The 19,707-nt window shown below is 53.7% G+C and carries 14 protein-coding genes and 1 pseudogene; 11 read left to right on the forward strand and 4 right to left on the reverse strand.

What is annotated here, in order from left to right:
- The first annotated feature begins 7 nt into the window (after nt 1-7).
- The 8 genes from sspA to nanQ all read left to right on the forward strand — a co-directional run bounded on the left by sspA (nt 8) and on the right by nanQ (nt 6,751).
- A complete protein-coding gene (sspA, locus tag ACMYSL_RS03025; RefSeq protein WP_110272827.1) occupies nt 8-646 on the forward strand; it encodes a stringent starvation protein SspA in 639 nt (212 codons plus the stop codon).
- Between the two features lie 3 nt (nt 647-649).
- Nucleotides 650-1,147 carry a ClpXP protease specificity-enhancing factor gene (gene sspB, locus ACMYSL_RS03030; protein WP_110272828.1) on the forward strand — a complete coding sequence of 166 codons (498 nt, stop codon included), beginning with the start codon at nt 650-652 and terminating at the stop codon, nt 1,145-1,147.
- A gap of 111 nt (nt 1,148-1,258) precedes the next feature.
- Nucleotides 1,259-2,050: a transcriptional regulator NanR gene (gene nanR, locus ACMYSL_RS03035; protein ID WP_304253770.1), complete on the forward strand. Its 792-nt coding sequence runs from the start codon at nt 1,259-1,261 to the stop codon at nt 2,048-2,050.
- Between the two features lie 136 nt (nt 2,051-2,186).
- A complete protein-coding gene (gene nanA / locus ACMYSL_RS03040; protein WP_434661334.1) occupies nt 2,187-3,080 on the forward strand; it encodes an N-acetylneuraminate lyase in 894 nt (297 codons plus the stop codon).
- Between the two features lie 109 nt (nt 3,081-3,189).
- Nucleotides 3,190-4,677, forward strand: a complete 1,488-nt coding sequence (locus ACMYSL_RS03045) for an MFS transporter (protein WP_434661335.1) — start codon at nt 3,190-3,192, stop codon at nt 4,675-4,677.
- Between the two features lie 49 nt (nt 4,678-4,726).
- On the forward strand, nt 4,727-5,416 hold the full coding sequence (locus ACMYSL_RS03050; RefSeq protein WP_434661336.1) for an N-acetylmannosamine-6-phosphate 2-epimerase: 690 nt from the start codon (nt 4,727-4,729) through the stop codon (nt 5,414-5,416).
- On the forward strand, nt 5,413-6,297 hold the full coding sequence (nanK, locus tag ACMYSL_RS03055) for an N-acetylmannosamine kinase (protein ID WP_434661337.1): 885 nt from the start codon (nt 5,413-5,415) through the stop codon (nt 6,295-6,297). Before ACMYSL_RS03050 ends, nanK begins: the two co-directional genes overlap by 4 nt.
- Nucleotides 6,284-6,751: an N-acetylneuraminate anomerase gene (gene nanQ / locus ACMYSL_RS03060; RefSeq protein WP_434661338.1), complete on the forward strand. Its 468-nt coding sequence runs from the start codon at nt 6,284-6,286 to the stop codon at nt 6,749-6,751. Before nanK ends, nanQ begins: the two co-directional genes overlap by 14 nt.
- A gap of 161 nt (nt 6,752-6,912) precedes the next feature.
- On the opposite strand, the pseudogene ACMYSL_RS03065 reads toward nanQ, so the two are convergent.
- The 4 genes and pseudogenes from ACMYSL_RS03065 to gltB form a co-directional block, all read right to left on the reverse strand.
- Nucleotides 6,913-7,026 (reverse strand): annotated as a pseudogene (locus tag ACMYSL_RS03065) (hypothetical protein); the annotation flags it as partial.
- Nucleotides 7,027-7,088: 62 nt separating this feature from the next.
- Entirely contained in the window at nt 7,089-8,159 is a 1,071-nt protein-coding gene (locus ACMYSL_RS03070) for a PDDEXK nuclease domain-containing protein (RefSeq protein WP_434661339.1), read from the reverse strand.
- A 213-nt stretch (nt 8,160-8,372) separates the two neighbouring features.
- Nucleotides 8,373-9,791, reverse strand: a complete 1,419-nt coding sequence (gene gltD, locus ACMYSL_RS03075) for a glutamate synthase subunit GltD (RefSeq protein ID WP_182235069.1) — start codon at nt 9,789-9,791, stop codon at nt 8,373-8,375.
- Nucleotides 9,792-9,800: 9 nt separating this feature from the next.
- Complete coding sequence (gene gltB, locus ACMYSL_RS03080) at nt 9,801-14,261, reverse strand: glutamate synthase large subunit (RefSeq protein WP_181484713.1); 4,461 nt, start codon at nt 14,259-14,261, stop codon at nt 9,801-9,803.
- Nucleotides 14,262-14,933: 672 nt separating this feature from the next.
- Here gltB and ACMYSL_RS03085 point away from each other — a divergent pair.
- The 3 genes from ACMYSL_RS03085 (at nt 14,934) to arcB (ending at nt 19,566) form a co-directional block, all read left to right on the forward strand.
- Nucleotides 14,934-15,869 (forward strand): TIGR01212 family radical SAM protein, encoded by a 936-nt coding sequence (locus tag ACMYSL_RS03085; protein ID WP_304253762.1) that lies wholly within the window; start codon nt 14,934-14,936, stop codon nt 15,867-15,869.
- Nucleotides 15,870-16,012: 143 nt separating this feature from the next.
- On the forward strand, nt 16,013-17,077 hold the full coding sequence (gene uxuA, locus ACMYSL_RS03090) for a mannonate dehydratase (protein WP_434661340.1): 1,065 nt from the start codon (nt 16,013-16,015) through the stop codon (nt 17,075-17,077).
- A gap of 149 nt (nt 17,078-17,226) precedes the next feature.
- Nucleotides 17,227-19,566: an aerobic respiration two-component sensor histidine kinase ArcB gene (gene arcB / locus ACMYSL_RS03095; RefSeq protein ID WP_434661341.1), complete on the forward strand. Its 2,340-nt coding sequence runs from the start codon at nt 17,227-17,229 to the stop codon at nt 19,564-19,566.
- Nucleotides 19,567-19,707: the final 141 nt, after the last annotated feature.

Consider the following 19,707-nt stretch of genomic DNA (forward strand, 5'->3'; position numbering starts at 1 on the left):
GGTTTTCATGGCTGTCGCTGCCAACAAACGTTCGGTAATGACGCTGTTTTCTGGTCCTACTGACATCTATAGCCATCAGGTCCGCATTGTGCTGGCCGAGAAAGGTGTTAGTTTTGAGATAGAACACGTGGAGAAGGATAACCCACCTCAGGATCTGATTGACCTCAACCCGAATCAAAGCGTACCAACGCTTGTGGATCGTGAGCTCACTCTGTGGGAATCTCGCATCATTATGGAATACCTGGATGAGCGTTTCCCGCATCCGCCGTTAATGCCGGTATATCCGGTAGCTCGTGGGGAAAGCCGTCTGTACATGCAACGTATCGAAAAAGACTGGTATTCGCTGATGAATACCATCCAGACCGGTACTGCTGCGCAGGCTGATAATGCACGTAAGCAACTGCGTGAAGAATTGCAGGCGATTGCGCCAGTTTTCACCCAGAAGCCGTACTTCCTGAGCGATGAGTTCAGCCTGGTCGATTGCTATCTGGCACCGCTGCTATGGCGTTTGCCTGTTCTCGGTGTGGAACTGACCGGAACTGGCGCGAAAGAGCTCAAGGGCTATATGACTCGCGTATTTGAACGTGATTCCTTCCTCGCTTCTTTAACTGAAGCCGAGCGTGAAATGCGCCTGGGTCGAGGCTAATCAATGGATGTATCACAGCTGACGCCGCGTCGCCCGTATCTGTTACGGGCGTTCTATGAGTGGCTGCTGGATAACCAGCTGACTCCGCACCTGGTCGTCGATGTGACGCTGCCGGGCGTACTTGTTCCAATGGAGTATGCTCGCGACGGACAAATCGTTCTTAACATTGCCCCGCGTGCTGTAGGTAATCTGGAACTGGCTAACGACGAAGTGCGTTTCAACGCGCGTTTCGGCGGTGTGCCGCGCAATGTCTCTGTACCGATGGCTGCAGTGCTGGCTGTGTACGCACGTGAAAATGGTGCGGGCACCATGTTTGAACCTGAAGCGGCCTACGATGAAGACGTCACCAGCCTGAATGATGACGAAGAATTGCCAGGCAACGACAGCGAAACGGTCATGTCGGTGATTGATGGCGATAAGCCAGATAATCATGATGACGATCCCGATGATACGCCAACTCCGCCACGCGGTGGGCGCCCTGCGCTACGCGTCGTGAAGTAATCTCTAGTCGTGAAGTAATCTCTATCAGGCCCTTCGGGGCCTGTTTTCTGATCTCTGCAAAATTCTTGTGTTAAGATGGAACAGCCGTCACGTGCTGTCACAAATCACACAATGGTCCCTATGAGCGCATTTGATTCACAAGCCGAAGATAACCCATCCTCCATTGGCAACAGTCTAGGCCGCCGTCCTCTGGCGCGCAAAAAACTGTCTGAAATGGTGGAAGAAGAGCTGGAGCAGATGATCCGCCGTCGGGAATTTACCGAAGGTGAACAACTGCCGTCAGAGCGTGAATTGATGGCGTTTTTTAACGTCGGGCGTCCTTCGGTTCGCGAAGCGCTGGCGGCGCTGAAGCGCAAGGGACTGGTGCAGATTAGCAACGGCGAGCGGGCCCGCGTTTCCCGCCCATCAGCAGATACCATCATTGGCGAGCTTTCCGGCATGGCGAAAGACTTTTTGTCTCACCCCGGCGGTATCGCGCATTTTGAACAGCTACGCCTGTTTTTTGAATCCAGCCTGGTTCGCTATGCGGCAGAACATGCCAGTGACGAGCAGATCGAAAAGCTGATGCAGGCGCTGAAGATCAACAGCCAATCGCTTGATGACAATGCGCTGTTTATCCGCTCTGACGTCGAGTTTCACCGTGTGCTGGCGGAAATCCCGGGTAATCCGATCTTTATGGCTATTCACGTGGCATTGCTGGATTGGCTAATCGCCGCCCGGCCTACGGTGCCAGAACGTGAGTTGCATGAACATAATAGCGTGAGCTATCAACAACACATTGTTATTGTTGATGCTATTCGCCGCCGCGATCCTGATGAAGCCGATCGCGCCCTCCAAACCCACCTCAATAGCGTCTCCGCCACCTGGCACGCCCTCGGCCAGAAAACACAGACACGTAAGTAACCCTCTCGATCCTCGGGATCGTTTAGTGAAGTAGATCGCATTATAAGTGTTATCTATTACGCTGCTGCTTAATTGATCTGGTATAACAGGTATAAAGGTACATAGTTAATCACTCTAATATCACTATGAGGTTTATATGGCGGTCAATTTACGTGGAGTCATGGCGGCACTGCTTACGCCGTTCGATGGTCAGCAAAAACTGGATAAAGAGAGTCTGCGTCGGCTGGTTCGTTTCAATCTGAGCCAGGGGATCGACGGGCTTTACGTGGGAGGCTCCACTGGTGAGGCCTTTGTGCAGAGCGGCGCTGAGCGGCAGGAAGTACTGGAGATTGTGGCGGAAGAGGCGAAGGGAAAAATGACGCTGATCGCCCATGTCGGCTGCGTGAGTACTCTTGAAAGCCAACAATTGGCACAGGCCGCGGCAAGCTATGGATACGATGCCGTTTCTGCGGTGACGCCATTCTATTATCCGTTTAGCTTTGAAGAACATTGCGCGCATTATCAGGCCATTATTGAGTCGGCTGATGGATTGCCGATGGTGGTGTACAACATCCCGGCCCTAAGCGGCGTTAAGCTGACGCTCGATCAGATCAATACTCTGGTGACCTTGCCGGGCGTCGGCGCGCTGAAGCAAACCTCCGGCGATCTTTACCAGATGGAGCAAATCCGTCGGGCTCATCCGGACCTGGTGTTGTACAACGGCTATGACGAGATCTTCGCTTCTGGCCTGCTGGCAGGTGCCGATGGTGGAATTGGCAGCACCTACAACATCATGGGGTGGCGTTATCAGGGGATCGTTCAGGCGCTGAAAGCAGGTGATGTTGCCAAAGCGCAACACTTGCAGTGCGAATGTAACAAGGTTATCGATCTGCTGATTAAAACCGGCGTATTCCGTGGCCTGAAAACCGTGCTGCACTATATGGATGTTGTCGCTGAGCCGCTGTGCCGTAAACCGTTCGCTCCGGTTGACGAACAATTCCTGCCGGAGCTGAAAGCGCTGGCTCAGCAGTTGTTGGCAGAGAAGGCGTAACCACAAGTTGCCGGGGGGTTACGCTTGCCCGGCCTACATATTTCGACCGTAGGCCGGTAAGGCGAAGCCGCCACCCGGCACAACAACAAAAAATTATCGGGAGAGTAAAATGAGTACTTCTACCCAGAATATCCCGTGGTATCGCCATCTTAGTCGCCCTCAGTGGCGGGCTTTTTCAGCCGCATGGTTGGGATATTTGCTTGATGGTTTTGATTTTGTCTTGATTGCCCTGGTACTTACCGAGGTCCAGGGGGATTTTGGTTTGACAACGGTTCAGGCGGCCAGCTTGATCTCAGCCGCTTTTATCTCTCGCTGGTTTGGCGGCCTGATGCTCGGCGCAATGGGAGACCGCTATGGTCGACGCCTGGCGATGGTCACCAGCATTATTCTTTTTTCACTTGGTACCCTGGCTTGCGGTTTTGCGCCAGGTTACACCACCATGTTTATCGCCCGTCTGGTTATCGGCATGGGAATGGCAGGTGAGTATGGCTCAAGCGCGACCTATGTTATTGAAAGCTGGCCAAAGCATTTACGCAACAAAGCCAGCGGTTTTCTGATCTCCGGATTCTCCGTCGGGGCCGTTATTGCCGCGCAGGTTTACAGCCTGGTGGTGCCCGTCTGGGGTTGGCGCGCACTGTTCTTCATTGGCATTGTGCCGATCGTCTTCGCTCTCTGGTTACGCAAAAATATTCCGGAAGCCGAGGACTGGAAAGAGAAGCATGAGGGCAAAGAACCGGTGCAGACGATGGTCGATCTGCTTTATCGCGGTAAGCATCGGGTTATTAATATTCTGATGACCGTTGTCGCAGCGACCGCTCTGTGGTTTTGCTTTGCAGGCGATTTACAAAATGCCGGTATCGTGCTGTTACTGGGCGTGATGTGCGCGGTTATTTTTATCAGCTTTATGGTCCAGAGCAGCGGTAAGCGCTGGCCCACTGGCGTGACGCTGATGGTCGTCGTGCTTTTCGCTTTCCTTTATTCGTGGCCTATCCAGGCGCTGCTACCCACTTATCTGAAAACCGAATTGGCTTATGACCATACCACGGTAGCGAATATTCTGTTTTTCAGCGGCTTTGGCGCAGCGGTAGGGTGCTGCGTGGGCGGTTTTCTTGGCGACTGGCTGGGAACCCGCAAGGCTTACGTTTGCAGCTTGCTGGCTTCACAGTTGTTGATTATTCCGGTCTTTGCTATCGGCGGCACAAACATATGGGTCCTTGGCCTGCTACTGTTTTTCCAGCAGATGTTAGGACAGGGGATCTCGGGGATCTTACCGAAACTGATCGGCGGCTACTTCGATACCGATCAACGTGCGGCGGGGCTTGGGTTTACCTATAACGTGGGGGCGCTGGGCGGTGCGATTGCGCCGGTTCTTGGTGCCTTAATTGCCCAGCGTCTGGATCTGGGTACCGCACTGGGATCGCTCTCTTTCGGTCTGACGTTCGTGGTGATCCTGTTGATTGGTCTGGATATGCCATCCCGCGTACAGCGTTGGATCCGCCCGGAAGCTGTACGGACCCATGATGCGATTGATGGAAAACCGTTCAGCGGCGCGGTGCCGTTGGGTAGCAGTAAAAGCGGATTAATTAAAACCAGATAACAAGCGCCCGGTAGCGGTGCCGGGCGAAAACATTCATTAGGGAGCTATTATGTCTTTGCTGGAAGAATTGGATTTACGCATCAGCACTAACGGCGGGCTTATTGTTTCCTGCCAGCCGGTGCCCGGCAGCCCTTTGGACAACCCTTCGATCGTTGCTGCGATGGCGCTGGCGGCGGAGCAGGCGGGCGCAGTAGCGTTGCGCATTGAAGGAGTTGAGAATCTGCGCACCACCCGAGCGCTGGTTACGGTGCCGATTATTGGCATTATTAAACGCGATCTGGATGATTCGCCGGTGCGGATCACGCCTTATCTGGAAGATATCGATGTGCTGGCGCAGGCCGGGGCCGATATCATCGCCATTGATGGAACTGACCGTGAACGCCCGGTTCCGGTAGCAGCGCTGCTGGCGCGCATTCATCAGCACAAGCTATTGGCGATGACCGATTGTTCCTCTCTGGAGGATGGCCTGGCCTGTCAGGCGCTTGGCGCGGAGATTATTGGTACCACGCTTTCAGGTTATACCACGTCGCACACGCCAGATGAGCCCGACCTGGCGCTGGTGAAAGCGCTGACGAAGGCGGGTTGTCGGGTGAATGCGGAAGGTCGCTATAACACCCCCGCTCAGGCGGCAGAAGCTATGCGTCACGGGGCGTGGGCGGTAACCGTCGGTTCAGCGATTACCCGGCTAGAGCATATTTGCCAGTGGTATAACTCGGCGTTAAAAGAGGCGAAGCCATGACCACGCTGGCGATAGATATTGGCGGTACCAAGCTTGCCGCCGCGTTGGTCGATAAGGATCTTACTATTCGTGAACGGCGGGAAATCCCGACCCCGGCGAGCCAGCGGCCTGCCGGGCTTGCCTTAGCGTTAGAAGAGCTGATTGCTCCGCTGTTGGCACAAGCCGAGCGATTTGCGGTTGCTTCTACCGGCATTATTCAGGACGGTATTTTAACCGCACTCAACCCAGCTAACCTTGGCGGTCTGGCGCATTTTCGCTTAATCGATTGTTTGTCTGAACTCTGCGGACTGCCTGGTATCGCCCTGAACGATGCCCAGGCCGCGGCGTGGGCAGAATATCGTGCGTTAACGGAGAACGTGAGCGATATGGTTTTTCTGACGGTTTCGACGGGCGTTGGCGGCGGCATGGTCACTAACGGCAGGCTGCTGACCGGAAGCGGGGGATTAGCCGGACATTGCGGACATACGCTGGCTGACCCAAATGGGCCGCGCTGCGGCTGTGGTCGAGTGGGTTGCGTGGAAGCCATTGCCGCCGGGAGAGCGATTGCCGATGCGGCTGGAGGTGAACTCACCGGGCTGGATGCGAAATCTATTTTTGCTCTCGCGGAACAACATCATCTGCAGGCGCGTTCACTGGTTCAGCGCTCGGCGCAAACGCTGGCGCGGTTGATTGCCGATCTTAAAGCGCTGACCGACTGTCAGTGCGTCGTGGTTGGCGGCAGCATCGGCCTGGCGGATGGATACTTGCCGCTGGTGCGTGAATATATGGCGCAGGAACCAGCGGTTTATCACGTCCCGCTATGCGAAGCACGCTATCGGCATGATGCCGGGCTACTGGGCGCGGCGCTGTGGGGCTGGGAGAGAAATCATGATTTTCGGTGATATCAATAATCCGTCGCAGGCTGGAATATCGGCCATGTTGCAGCAAGCAATAACTCTCGCGCAGGCGCACGACTTGCAAAGTATTGCTCCCGGAAGCTACGAGCTGCAGGGGGACGATATCTTTATGAACGTGATGCAATTTGCGTCAGGTTTACCTGAAGAGAAGAAGGCCGAACTGCATGTGCAGTTTATCGATATCCAGATTTTACTGGCGGGCGAGGAGCGTATTTTTTATGGCGTGGCCGGCTGTGCGCGGCAGTGCGAGGAGATACACGTTGATGAGGATTATCAACTGTGCGGTGAAATGGCGAGCGAGCAGTCCGTCACCCTGAGGCCCGGCATGTTCGCGGTCTTTATGCCGGGGGAGCCGCATAAGCCAGGCTGCGTGGTAACAGAGCCAGCCGATATTAAAAAAGTGGTGATTAAAGTGCGTGCCGATTTGTCCGGCGCATAAAAATCCTGCCGGAGCACTGTCTCCGGCAGAGTAAGGCCAATCAGTTTTTTTCTCGTGAGGTTACGATGCCGTGCTGCGCCGCCCACAGGTTCACATCTTCTTTGCGGATCGCGAATTAACGATTGGCAATAGCCGACTGCACGGTTGATGTCGGTACCACCGCCAAGCTGTACGCCAAACAACAGATCCACCGGATCGTTGAGCTGTTCGGTCATATCGACCACGGCAGTATCGAAGACGACCAGATGCGTTTTCACCGCCGGAAGAGAGGCCATCACCGCGCCGAAAATACTGGAATAGACTACCGATGCCGCCACCGCATCAATCACCCTGCGAATCAGCGCTTTTGGGCTTCCAGCATTGTTTGCGTGCGGGCGAGTTCGTCCGCCAGTAATTTTTCATCAGGTAGCTGCATTTTGTACTCGCTTGCCAGGACCGTGTTTGGCAAGCCGCTAAGGGCATAGTGTGCTTCACCAGCGCCTTTCTCTGCACACAGAATTAATCCTACGGGTGGGTTTTCTCCCGGCATCGTCCAGTGCTCTTTGGCGTAGTTCAGGTACATGTTCATTTGCCCGGCGTCGGCGTAGCTAAATTTGCCGACCTTCAGGTCAACGACGAGCAGGCAGCGCAAGCGGCGATGGAAGAACAGCAGGTCGATGCGAAACCAGCTATCGTCAATACGTAATCGACGCTGGCGGCCCACAAAGGCAAAGTCATCGCCGAGTTCCAGCATAAAGTCCATCAGGTGGTTTATCAGCGCTACTTCAAAATCGGATTCAGAATACTCGTCTTTCAGATCGAGGAATTCAAGAATGAAGGGGTCGCGTATGGCTTGCTCCGGCGTAACTTCGGCCATGGCGGGCGTAGCCTGCTGCAACATAGCGGATTTGTCATGTGACAGCAGCGTCCGTTCGTAAAACTGAGTGGCAATTTGCCTGTCGAGCTGCCGCACTGACCAGCCATTACGTAACGTCTCTTTTTCATAAAAAGTGCGTGCTTCGGCGTTTTTAACGGTGAGTAGACGGACGTAAGCAGACCAGGGGAGTGGGAAAATATCCGCAAGATTCTTACGTGTGATGAATTCCGCAGACACTGTCTGCGGAATTTCAATATGTTGAAAACATAGATAAAAAGTACGAATTTGCCACAGGTTTCTTGTGGAAAACCCACGTTTATAACGCTGGCTCAAGTCTATGGACAGCCGTTCAATAAGTTGAGTGCCGTAAGCCGCCCGCGCTTCACCGCCTTGTTCGAATTCGACAATACGTCGGCCAATCTCCCAGTAGGTCGCTGTCATCAGGGCATTGATGCTGCGGATTGTCTCCGTGCGGGCAGTGTCTAACAGATTAATAATTTCGTCATGGATTTGCTGATAATCATCAGCGTTTGGCGTTGAGGTTAGCGTCATGGATTCATCCCTGTCGTGATAGTTGCAAGCTGAAAATATGTCGCTATCAATACGCTCAGGGGCTTATACGGTCAATACTGATTCGGCTACTTGCATTCAGTTACAACAGGATTTGCGAGCGGCTTTCAGAGAATAAAATATGCGGAATTGAGGTGAGCAATGTTGGCTCCCCATTTATCAGCGCGAAGCTGTATCTGGGGAGCCAGAACGGTTTTACACTTCCAGGTAATTCATAATCCCGTCAGCCGCCTTACGGCCTTCGGCAATCGCCGTCACGACCAGGTCGGAACCGCGAACAATATCACCGCCGGCGAAGATTTTCGGGTTGCTGGTCTGGAAGGCGTTGTCGCTGCCTTCAGGAGCAATAACACGGCCCTGAGAATCCAGCTCAACGCTGTGTTTTGCCAGCCACTCCATGCTGTGCGGACGGAAACCAAACGCCATGACTACGGCATCGGCAGGTACCACATGCTCGGAACCGGCGACGATTTCCGCGCGACGGCGGCCTTTCGCATCCGGCTGACCCATTTCGGTACGCGCCATTTTCACGCCGCAAACCTTACCGTTAGCATTCACTTCCACGCCCAGCGGCTGGACGTTGAACTGGAATTCCACGCCTTCTTCACGCGCGTTTTTAACTTCGCGCCTGGAGCCCGGCATGTTCTCTTCATCACGGCGATAAGCACAAATGACATGGGACGCGTTCTGACGGATGGAGGTACGCACGCAGTCCATCGCGGTATCACCACCGCCAAGAACGACAACTCGCTTGCCTTCCATGCTGACATACGGTTCATCAGCCGTTTCGCCGAAGCCCATGATCTGCTTAGTGTTGGCGATCAGGAACGGCAGCGCGTCGAATACACCGGAGGCGTCTTCATTTTCCAGCCCACCGCGCATTGACTGATAGGTGCCGACGCCGAGGAATACCGCATCGTAATCTTTCAGTAGATCATCCAGCTGAATATCGCGGCCCACTTCAACGTTGAGTTTGAACTCAATGCCCATGCCGGTGAAGATTTCACGGCGGCGGGTCATGACCTCTTTTTCCAGCTTGAAGGCCGGAATCCCGAAGGTCAGCAGACCGCCGATTTCCGGGTGGCGGTCAAAGACCACCGCCTTGACGCCGTTACGAGTTAACACGTCTGCGCAGGCAAGGCCCGCCGGACCTGCGCCGATAATGGCGACAGTTTTACCCGTCTGCTTGACGCCGGTCAGGTCAGGACGCCAGCCCATTTCGAATGCTTTATCGTTGATATAGCGCTCAATATTGCCGATGGTCACCGCACCGAACTCGTCGTTCAGGGTACAGGAACCTTCGCACAGACGATCCTGCGGGCAAACGCGCCCGCAGACTTCCGGCAGGGTATTGGTTTGATGCGACAGTTCTGCCGCTTCAAAAATACGCCCTTCGTTAGCCAGCTTCAGCCAGTTCGGGATGTAGTTGTGCACCGGGCACTTCCACTCGCAGTACGGGTTGCCGCAGGACAGGCAGCGGTCTGCTTGTGCTTTGGCCTGGCCTTCGGAAAACGGCTCGTAGATCTCGATAAACTCTATCTTGCGGATCTTCAGCGGTTTCTTTGGCGGATCAACGCGCTGGAGGTCGATAAATTGATACACGTTCTGACTCATCTTAACCCCTTACTGCGCCTGCACCCGCAGCTCAGCTGCGGAACGACTACGGTGACCCAACAGTGCTTTAACATCGCTGGACTTCGGTTTAACCAGCGCAAACTTCGCTGAGAAGGCTGGCCAGTTGGCCAGAATTTCTTCGCCGCGCTGCGAACCGGTAAGATGCACGTGCTCGGTAATCAAACCGCGCAGATGCTCTTCATGGATAGCCAGAGAGTCAACATCCAGCACTTCCACCAGCTCCGGGTTCACGCGTTTGCGGAAGTCGCCGTCTTCATCCAGAACGTAACCGAAACCACCGGTCATCCCCGCGCCGAAGTTGACGCCGGTTTTACCCAGCACGCAAACAATCCCACCGGTCATATATTCACAGCCGTTGTCGCCGATACCTTCAACCACGGTGATCGCGCCAGAGTTACGCACTGCGAAGCGTTCGCCCGCACGGCCCGCAGCATACAGACGACCACCGGTCGCGCCATACAGGCAGGTGTTACCGATGATGCTGGCTTCGTGGCTACGGAAGGCTGAGCCGACCGGAGGACGAATCGCCAGCAGGCCGCCAGCCATACCTTTACCGACATAGTCGTTGGCATCGCCTGTCAGATGCAGCTCAACGCCACCCGCGTTCCACACGCCGAAGCTTTGGCCCGCAGTACCGCTGAAGTGAGCGGTAATAGGATCGGCTGCCAGACCCTGGTCGCCGTGGGTCTGGGCGATATAACCTGACAGCGATGCCCCAACGGAGCGGTCGGTGTTGCGGATATCGAACCAGAACGTTTTACTCTGCTTGCTGTCAACGAACGGTTTTGCCTGCTGGAGCAGCTGCGCATTGAGCACGCCATTGTCAAACGGCGGGTTGTTCTCAGTGCAGTACAGCGCTTTGCCTGGATGCGGCTCTGCGGTCTCCAGCAGCTTGCCCAGATCCAGTTTCTGCTGCTTGGCAGTAAAACCATCCAGCTCTTTCAGCAGGTCGGTACGGCCAATCAGATCCACCAGACGTTTTACACCCAGCGAAGCCATCAGCTCGCGGGTTTCGCGGGCGATAAATTCAAAGTAGTTGGTCACTTTGAACGGCAGGCCGTGGTAGTGGTTCTTACGCAGTTTTTCATCCTGAGTTGCTACGCCGGTTGCGCAGTTGTTCAGGTGGCAAATACGCAGATATTTACAGCCCAGCGCCACCATCGGACCGGTACCGAAGCCGAAGCTCTCCGCGCCCAGAATCGCGGCTTTAATGATGTCGACGCCGGTTTTTAAACCGCCATCCACCTGCAGACGGATCTTGTGACGCAGACCGTTAGCCACCAGCGCTTGCTGGGTTTCCACCAGGCCCAGTTCCCACGGACAGCCTGCATATTTCACCGACGAGAGCGGGCTTGCGCCGGTGCCGCCGTCGTAACCTGCGATGGTAATCAGGTCTGCATAGGCTTTCGCTACGCCGGTGGCGATGGTGCCGACGCCCGGTTCGGAAACCAGCTTCACGGAGATCATCGCTTTTGGGTTGACCTGTTTCAGGTCGAAAATCAGCTGCGCCAGATCCTCGATAGAGTAGATATCGTGGTGCGGCGGCGGGGAGATCAGCGTCACGCCCGGTACTGAATAGCGCAGTTTGGCGATATACGGGGTGACTTTATCACCCGGTAGCTGACCGCCTTCGCCGGGCTTCGCACCCTGAGCGACTTTAATCTGGATAACGTCGGCATTGACCAGGTAGGCCGGAGTCACGCCGAAGCGACCAGAGGCGACCTGCTTAATGCGCGACACCTTATTGGTGCCGTAGCGCGCCGGGTCTTCGCCGCCTTCGCCGGAGTTCGAGTTGCCGCCGATGCTGTTCATCGCTTCCGCCAGCGCTTCGTGCGCTTCAGGGCTCAGCGCGCCGATGGACATTGCTGCCGTATCGAAGCGTTTAAACAGTTCGTTTGCCGGTTCAACGTCGTCCAGGCTGACGGTAGTGCCGTCCGGGGTAATGGCCAGCAGATCGCGTAGCGTTGCCGCCGGGCGTTCGTTAACCAGTTTTGCGTACTGCTGGTAATCGCTGTATTCGCCGCTTTGTACCGCTTGTTGCAGGGTACGCACCACGTCCGGGTTGTAGGCGTGATATTCGCCGCCGTGGACGTATTTCAGCAGACCGCCCTGATCCAGTGGCTTACGCGCCAGCCAGGCACGTTTTGACAGGTTCAGTAGATCCTGCTGGAAGTCGTCGAAACCGGCGCCGCCGATACGGCTGACAACGCCCAGGAAGCACAGGTCAGACACTTCGCGATGCAGGCCCACTGCTTCGAACAGTTTCGAGCAGCGATAGGACGCGATTGTTGAAATCCCCATCTTCGACATGATCTTATACAGACCTTTATTGATGCCGTTACGGTAGTTCAACATCACCGCGCGGTACTCTTTGTCGATGGCTTTGTTATCTACCAGCTTCGCCAGAGTTTCATAGGCGAGGTACGGATAGATGGCCGTCGCGCCGAAGCCCAGTAGAACCGCAAAGTGGTGCGGGTCGCGGGCGCTGGCGGTTTCGACAATAATGTTGGCATCGCAGCGCAGGCTCTTATCGACCAGACGGGTCTGGATCGCGCCTACCGCCATCGGAGCGGGTACCGGCAGACGGTTTTTAGCGATGTTGCGGTCAGAGAGCACCAACAGGACGGTTCCGTCACGCACCATTTGTTCGGCTGTATCGCACAGCGCCTTCACCGTCTCAGCCAGCGTGGTTTCGGTGGCATCAAACGTGATATCCAGGACGTCGGCGCGATAGTGCTCCTCTTCCATGGTGGTCAGCTGTTTAAAATCGGAGTACAGCAGAATTGGCGACTTAAAGCTCAGACGGTGCGCCTGGCCTTCCGCTTCGCAGAAGACGTTCATTTCGCGGCCGATGCTGGTGGCCAGCGACATTACGTGGGCTTCACGCAGCGGATCGATCGGCGGGTTAGTCACCTGCGCGAACTGCTGGCGGAAGTAATCGTAAATGATACGCGGTTGGCTGGAGAGCACGGCGAATGGGGTATCATCACCCATTGAACCGACCGCTTCCTGGCCGTTTTCGCCCAGCACGCGCAGGACGGAATCCAGCTCTTCAGCGCTGTAGTTAAACTGTTTCTGATAGCTGGCGAGCGTGTCGTCATCAAACTGACGGCTGCCAACATCTTCATCAGGCAGGTCTTCAAACGGGACCAGACGGCGGACGTTTTTCTCCATCCACTCTTTATATGGATGACGGCTTTTTAGATCGTTATCGGTTTCCGCTGAATGCAGAATACGCCCCTCACGGGTATCGATAACCATCAGCTCGCCTGGGCCAACGCGGCCTTTTTCGACCACTTCATCCGGCTGGTAATCCCAGATGCCGACTTCAGAGGCGCAGGTGATCAGCTTATCTTTGGTGATAACGTAGCGCGCCGGGCGCAGGCCGTTACGGTCGAGGTTACAGGCCGCATAGCGACCGTCGGACATCACGATACCTGCCGGGCCATCCCACGGCTCCATGTGCATGGAGTTAAAGTCGAAGAATGAACGCAGGTCGGGATCCATATCCGGGTTGTTCTGCCAGGCTGGCGGCACCAGCAGGCGCATGGCACGGATAATGTCCATCCCGCCCGCCAGCAGCAGTTCCAACATATTATCCATCGAACTGGAGTCAGAGCCGGTTTCATTGACGAATGGCGCAGCATCGTGGAGATCCGGGATCAACGGCGTCTGGAACTTATAGGTACGGGCGCGGGCCCACTGGCGGTTACCGGTGATGGTGTTAATTTCGCCGTTGTGCGCCAGATAGCGGAACGGCTGCGCCAGCGGCCAGCGCGGCACGGTGTTGGTGGAAAAGCGCTGGTGGAACAGGCAGATGGCTGATTCCAGACGCAGGTCCGCGAGGTCCAGGTAGAAGCGCGGCAAATCCGCCGGCATACACAGACCTTTATAAATGTTCACCAGATTAGACAGGCTGCAAACGTAGAAATCTTTATCTTCTTGCAAGCGCTTTTCGATACGGCGACGGGCGATGAATAAACGGCGCTCCATATCACGCGGACGCCAGCCAGCCGGGGCGTTAACAAAGATTTGTTCAATACGGGGCAGCGAGGAGAGTGCGATTTCACCGAGAACGCCTTCGTTGGTTGGCACTTCGCGCCAGCCGACAATAGACAAGGTTTCGCGTTGAAGTTCTTCTTCGACGATGCGGCGTGCCGCTTTGGCCAGTTCAGGATCTTTATTAAGGAATAACATCCCAACGGCGTAATTTTTGGCTAAACGCCAGCCGCGCTCTTCCGCAACGATTCGGAAGAAACGATCGGGTTTTTGTAGCAGCAAGCCACAACCGTCGCCGGTTTTTCCATCGGCGAGGATCGCGCCGCGGTGCTGCATTCGGGCCAGTGCGTGTATAGCGGTTCGCACTACCTTGTGGCTAGGTTCGCCTTCTATGTGGGCGATCAGGCCGAAACCACAGTTATCCCTCTCAAGGGATTTATCGTACAACATATCAGTGAACCTCCCCAGGCTCTACGGGACACCCTCCGAACCGTTGCGCACGGGCACAGAAAGAGCATGGCGACGGGGTTTGCACCTCGCATTCGCCCTCTTTAAATCCTTTTCGCATCGGTACACAAGTTTGAGGACTTGCTGTTAAGAGGGAATCTCAATTACTGCATAAATATGATGAGCAGAGCGCTCATCCAGAAAGCTTCCAGCGGATTCCCAAGTTATCGGGAATCCGCACATACGTCAAATGGCAATCTTATTTATACAAAAATGTGCTATGCAACACTTAGTTTTATGATTTTTAAGAGAATAATGACATTTCGAATGCTGCTGAAACGTAACCGACGGCATAATTGAGTGTGATCTGTCTCACTATATCGATGGCACAAGATTATCGGTCTGTGCTGAATAGTTTTTTTATCTCAGACTATTTGACTGCTTTTTATGTGAATTGCGGAAAGTAATACTGTTTTATGTCCTGACAAAGATAATGGCAAAACCAGAGTCTATGTATAAGGAAAACTCATCACTATGAATGTGAATTAAATTGCGGTTATCTTGAGTGTTTATGCAATGAGGTAAGCGGCCGCGTTGACGATTGATCCAGGTCATCGCCGTCGGTAGCTAAAAATGGCAGGCTTGGCCCTTTTCTTAAGGCCGGTCTATCAGATTATGCAGTTACAAAAATTAGTCAATATGTTTGGTGGGGATCTTGCGCGTCGTTATGGCGAAAAGGTTCATAAACTGACGCTGCATGGTGGATTTAGCTGTCCAAATCGCGATGGCACTATTGGTCGTGGCGGCTGCACATTTTGTAATGTGGCTTCTTTCGCTGATGAACAACAGCAGTATATTTCGATTGCCGAACAGCTGGCGTATCAGGCGCAGCGGGTTAATCGCGCTCAGCGCTATCTGGCTTATTTTCAGGCCTACACCAGCACTTTTGCTGAAGTTCAGGTACTGCGTTCCATGTATCAGCAAGCGGTGAGCCAGGCCAATATGGTTGGGCTGTGCGTCGGCACTCGCCCGGACTGTGTGCCTGAAGCAGTATTGGATTTACTTAGCGAATATCGGGAGTTGGGTTATGAAGTATGGCTGGAGCTTGGGCTGCAAACCGCACATGATAAAACGCTGCATCGGATAAATCGCGGTCACGATTTTGCCTGCTATCAGCACACGACCCGACTGGCGCGTGAACGTGGCCTGAAAGTATGTTCACATCTGATTGTCGGGCTACCGGGAGAGGGGCAGCATCATTGCCTGCAAACCCTGGATCGGGTGGTTGAAACCGGCGTTGATGGCATTAAGTTGCATCCACTTCATATTGTGAAGGGCAGCATCATGGCAAAAGCGTGGGAAGCCGGAAGGTTGAACGGTATTGAACTGGACGACTATACGGTCACTGCAGGAGAGATGATTCGCCATACCCCACCTGAGATTATTTATCACCGTATTTCTGCCAGTGCCCGTCGTCCGACGCTGCTGGCACCGCTGTGGTGTGAGAACCGCTGGACCGGGATGGTTGAGCTGGATAAATACCTTAATCAGCACGGTGTCCAGGGCTCAGCCATCGGTCCTGGCTGGGTGTCTCCGGTAACCACGAAATAATGAAAAATGTCACGAGTTCCTTTCACGACAGCCTGCAAAAAGTAATGTGATCTTTGTCACTATCGTCAATATATCTCTGGTTATGAAAACTGGTATGGTAGTAGGCTATGGTTTATTGATAACATTGACTCAGGTGGTTTCGTATGCAGATGACAATGCGTTGGTTTGGTCCAGATGAAGATAAGGTCTCTCTGGAATATATTCGCCAGGTTCCGGGTGTAGAAGGTGTTGTAGGCGCACTTTATGATGTCGCCGTTGGTGAGGTCTGGCCAGTTGATAAAATTGAGGATCTGGTGAAGCAAGCCCATGCCGCTGGGCTTACAATGGAAGTCATTGAAAGCGTCAACATTCATGATGATATTAAGATCGGTTTACCTTCCCGCGATCGTTATATCGCCAATTATCAGCAAACTATCCGCAATCTTGCTCAGTTTGGCGTTAAGGTCATTTGCTACAACTTCATGCCGGTTTTTGACTGGATGAAGACGGACATGAACTATGTTCTGCCGGATGGCTCCCTGACGATGGCTTTTGAGAAGAAAGACATTGATAAGAGTCTTGAAGAGGTGGTGAAAGAGGTTCTGGAAAATTCGAATGGTTTTGCGCTGCCGGGCTGGGAACCAGAGCGGCTGGCAAAAGTTCAGGACCTTTTTGCTCAATATAAAGATGTTGATGACACAGTACTGCGCGAAAACCTGGTCTATTTCCTGAATGCAGTGATCCCCGTTTGTGAAGAGGTGGGGGTGAAAATGGCTATTCATCCGGACGATCCGCCGTACTCAATTTTTGGTCTACCGCGAGTGGTGAAAAATCGTGACGATCTGGACTGGATTTGTCGGGCGGTGGATTCAGAGGCGAATGGCATCACGCTCTGTACCGGCTCTATCGCGGAAGACCCGGCTAATGATGTCTACTCGATTCTGGCCGAGTTTACTCGCCGTAAGCGAATCCATTTTGCCCATGTGCGTAATATAAACCTCATCAAAGACAAAGATTTTTATGAGTGCGCTCACCCATCAGAATTTGGCTCTTTAGATATGTACAAAGTGATGCAGGCGCTCTATGACAATGGTTTTAGCGGCTATATCCGTCCGGATCATGGGCGCTTTATTTGGGGAGAAACAGGGCGTCCAGGCTATGGGTTGTACGATCGCGCGCTGGGAGTAACCTACCTCAAAGGGTTATGGGAAGCACTCAGTAAGCGCTAACGACCAGTCCAGTTTCCTATCTATATTCCGGCTGACTGTAATCCAGGGTCAGCCGCGTAACACAATCCTTCCCGCATTTTTTGCACAACTTACAGCGTCTTGCTCAGAATTGAGTATTATTGTGCGAAGTTGTCGCGAAGGAATCTCCTATGAAGCAAATCCGTATGCTGGCGCAGTATTATGTTGACCTGATGATGAAGTTGGGTCTGGTGCGCTTTTCCATGCTGCTGGCCCTTGCGCTGGTGGTACTGGCGATTGTGGTGCAAATGGCCGTGACCATGGTGCTGCACGGCCAGGTAGAAAGTATTGATGTTATCCGCTCCATCTTCTTTGGCCTGCTGATTACCCCGTGGGCGGTCTATTTCCTCTCGGTCGTTGTTGAGCAACTGGAAGAGTCCCGGCAGCGTCTCTCGCGGCTAGTGGAGAAGCTGGAGGAGATGCGCGAGCGCGATCTCAAGTTGAATGTGCAGCTTAAGGACAACATCGCCCAGCTTAATCAGGAAATCGGCGAACGTGAAAAAGCTGAAGCAGAACGTGAAACGACGCTTGAGCAACTGAAAATTGAGATGAAGGAACGTGAAGAGGCGCAAATTCAGCTTGAGCAGCAATCCTCCTTCCTGCGCTCCTTCCTTGATGCGTCTCCGGATTTAGTTTTCTATCGTAATGAAGATAAAGAGTTTTCTGGCTGCAACCGGGCGATGGAACTGCTGACCGGTAAAAGTGAAAAGCAGCTAATTCATCTGAAGCCACAGGATGTTTATGGCGCAGAAGTGGCGGAGAAAGTGCTGGAAACGGATGAGAAAGTTTTCCGTCATAACGTATCGCTGACCTATGAGCAGTGGCTGGATTATCCGGATGGGCGCAAGGCCTGCTTTGAAATCCGCAAGGTACCTTATTATGACCGCGTAGGTAAGCGACGTGGCTTGATGGGCTTCGGTCGCGATATTACCGAGCGTAAGCGCTATCAGGACGCGCTGGAGAGGGCCAGCCGTGATAAGACCACCTTTATCTCTACTATTAGCCACGAGCTGCGTACGCCGCTTAATGGCATCGTGGGGCTTAGCAGGATCCTGCTGGATACCGATCTAACCGGAGAGCAGGAAAAATACCTGAAAACTATCCATGTCTCAGCCGTGACGCTGGGTAATATCTTCAACGATATTATTGAGATGGACAAAATGGAGCGGCGTAAAATTCAGCTGGATAATCAGCCGGTTGATTTCACTGGCTTCCTCGCTGACCTGGAAAACCTCTCTGGCCTGCAGGCACAGCAGAAAGGTCTGCACTTTGTTCTGGATCCCGCCCTTCCGCTGCCGCATCAAGTGATAACCGACGGTACGCGGCTACGCCAGATTCTGTGGAACCTCATTAGTAACGCGGTGAAATTTACTCCGCAGGGCGGGAATGTGAACGTCCGCGTGCGTTATGACGAAGGCGATATTCTGCATTTTGAAGTAGAAGATTCCGGTATTGGTATTCCTGAAGCGGAACAGGACAAAATCTTTGCCATGTATTATCAGGTTAAAGATAGCCAGGGAGGCAAACCCGCGACCGGCACCGGTATTGGCCTTGCGGTATCGCGTCGTCTGGCGCGCAACATGGGCGGTGATATCTGCGTTTCCAGCCTGCCGGGCAAAGGGGCGACCTTTACGCTCACCGTACATGCACCTGCTATTGCTGAAGAAGTCGAAGACACTTTGGCAGAAGATGAAATGCCATTACCGGCGCTGAACGTGTTGTTGGTGGAAGATATTGAACTGAATGTGATCGTCGCGCGCTCGGTGCTGGAGAAACTAGGCAATAGCGTGGATGTGGCGATGACCGGTAAGGCCGCGCTGGAGATGTTTGTGCCCGGCGAATACGACCTGGTTCTGCTCGATATTCAGCTGCCGGATATGACGGGACTGGATATCTCTCGCCAGCTGAAACAACGCTTTGCTGCTGATGAACTCCCGCCGCTGGTGGCGCTCACCGCTAATGTACTGAAGAACAAAAACGAGTATCTGGACGCCGGGATGGACGATGTCCTGAGTAAACCGTTATCGGTCCCGGCGCTAACCGCAATTATCAAAAAATTCTGGGATTCACCGGAAGAGGAAGAGAACGATATGCCATCTGTAGATGTCAATAAATCGGCTTCTGTACTGGATATTCCGATGCTTGAGCAGTATATCGAACTGGTGGGACCGAAGCTTATCAATGACGGTCTGGCGGTTTTCGAGAGAATGATGCCGGGCTATATGGCGGTTCTGGAATCGAACCTAACCGCGCGTGACCAGAAAGGTATTGTCGACGAAGGGCATAAAATTAAGGGGGCGGCTGGCTCAATTGGTTTGCGTCACATTCAGCAGCTTGGGCAACAGATTCAGTCACCAGATTTGCCGGCATGGTCAGATAACGTTGCAGAATGGGTTGAAGAGATGAAATCCGAGTGGCAAAGCGACGTTGCGGTACTGAAAGCGTGGGTAGCGGCGGCTGATAAAAAATGACCCCGGATAAACCGGGGTGCGCGAATACTGCGCCAACACCAGGGAACTGGTTGTTGTGCCAGAATCATTTGAGTGATTTTTTTACACGGCGCAACCTGAGGATTTGGCTTGCTCGCTGATTAAGATAGCAAAGCTTAAATA

This window comes from Klebsiella sp. MISC125, from assembly GCF_051131775.1.
Taxonomy (GTDB): Bacteria; Pseudomonadota; Gammaproteobacteria; order Enterobacterales; family Enterobacteriaceae; genus Klebsiella.

Bases quoted from the DNA above. Each gene is read 5' to 3' on its own strand.
- sspA (WP_110272827.1), top strand. From the start codon at position 8: ATGGCTGTCGCTGCCAACAAACGTTCGGTAATGACGCTGTTTTCTGGT.
- sspB (WP_110272828.1), top strand. From the start codon at position 650: ATGGATGTATCACAGCTGACGCCGCGTCGCCCGTATCTGTTACGGGCG.
- nanR (WP_304253770.1), top strand. From the start codon at position 1,259: ATGGTCCCTATGAGCGCATTTGATTCACAAGCCGAAGATAACCCATCC.
- nanA (WP_434661334.1), top strand. From the start codon at position 2,187: ATGGCGGTCAATTTACGTGGAGTCATGGCGGCACTGCTTACGCCGTTC.
- ACMYSL_RS03045 (WP_434661335.1), top strand. From the start codon at position 3,190: ATGAGTACTTCTACCCAGAATATCCCGTGGTATCGCCATCTTAGTCGC.
- ACMYSL_RS03050 (WP_434661336.1), top strand. From the start codon at position 4,727: ATGTCTTTGCTGGAAGAATTGGATTTACGCATCAGCACTAACGGCGGG.
- nanK (WP_434661337.1), top strand. From the start codon at position 5,413: ATGACCACGCTGGCGATAGATATTGGCGGTACCAAGCTTGCCGCCGCG.
- nanQ (WP_434661338.1), top strand. From the start codon at position 6,284: ATGATTTTCGGTGATATCAATAATCCGTCGCAGGCTGGAATATCGGCC.
- ACMYSL_RS03070 (WP_434661339.1), bottom strand. From the start codon at position 8,159: ATGACGCTAACCTCAACGCCAAACGCTGATGATTATCAGCAAATCCAT.
- gltD (WP_182235069.1), bottom strand. From the start codon at position 9,791: ATGAGTCAGAACGTGTATCAATTTATCGACCTCCAGCGCGTTGATCCG.
- gltB (WP_181484713.1), bottom strand. From the start codon at position 14,261: ATGTTGTACGATAAATCCCTTGAGAGGGATAACTGTGGTTTCGGCCTG.
- ACMYSL_RS03085 (WP_304253762.1), top strand. From the start codon at position 14,934: ATGCAGTTACAAAAATTAGTCAATATGTTTGGTGGGGATCTTGCGCGT.
- uxuA (WP_434661340.1), top strand. From the start codon at position 16,013: ATGCAGATGACAATGCGTTGGTTTGGTCCAGATGAAGATAAGGTCTCT.
- arcB (WP_434661341.1), top strand. From the start codon at position 17,227: ATGAAGCAAATCCGTATGCTGGCGCAGTATTATGTTGACCTGATGATG.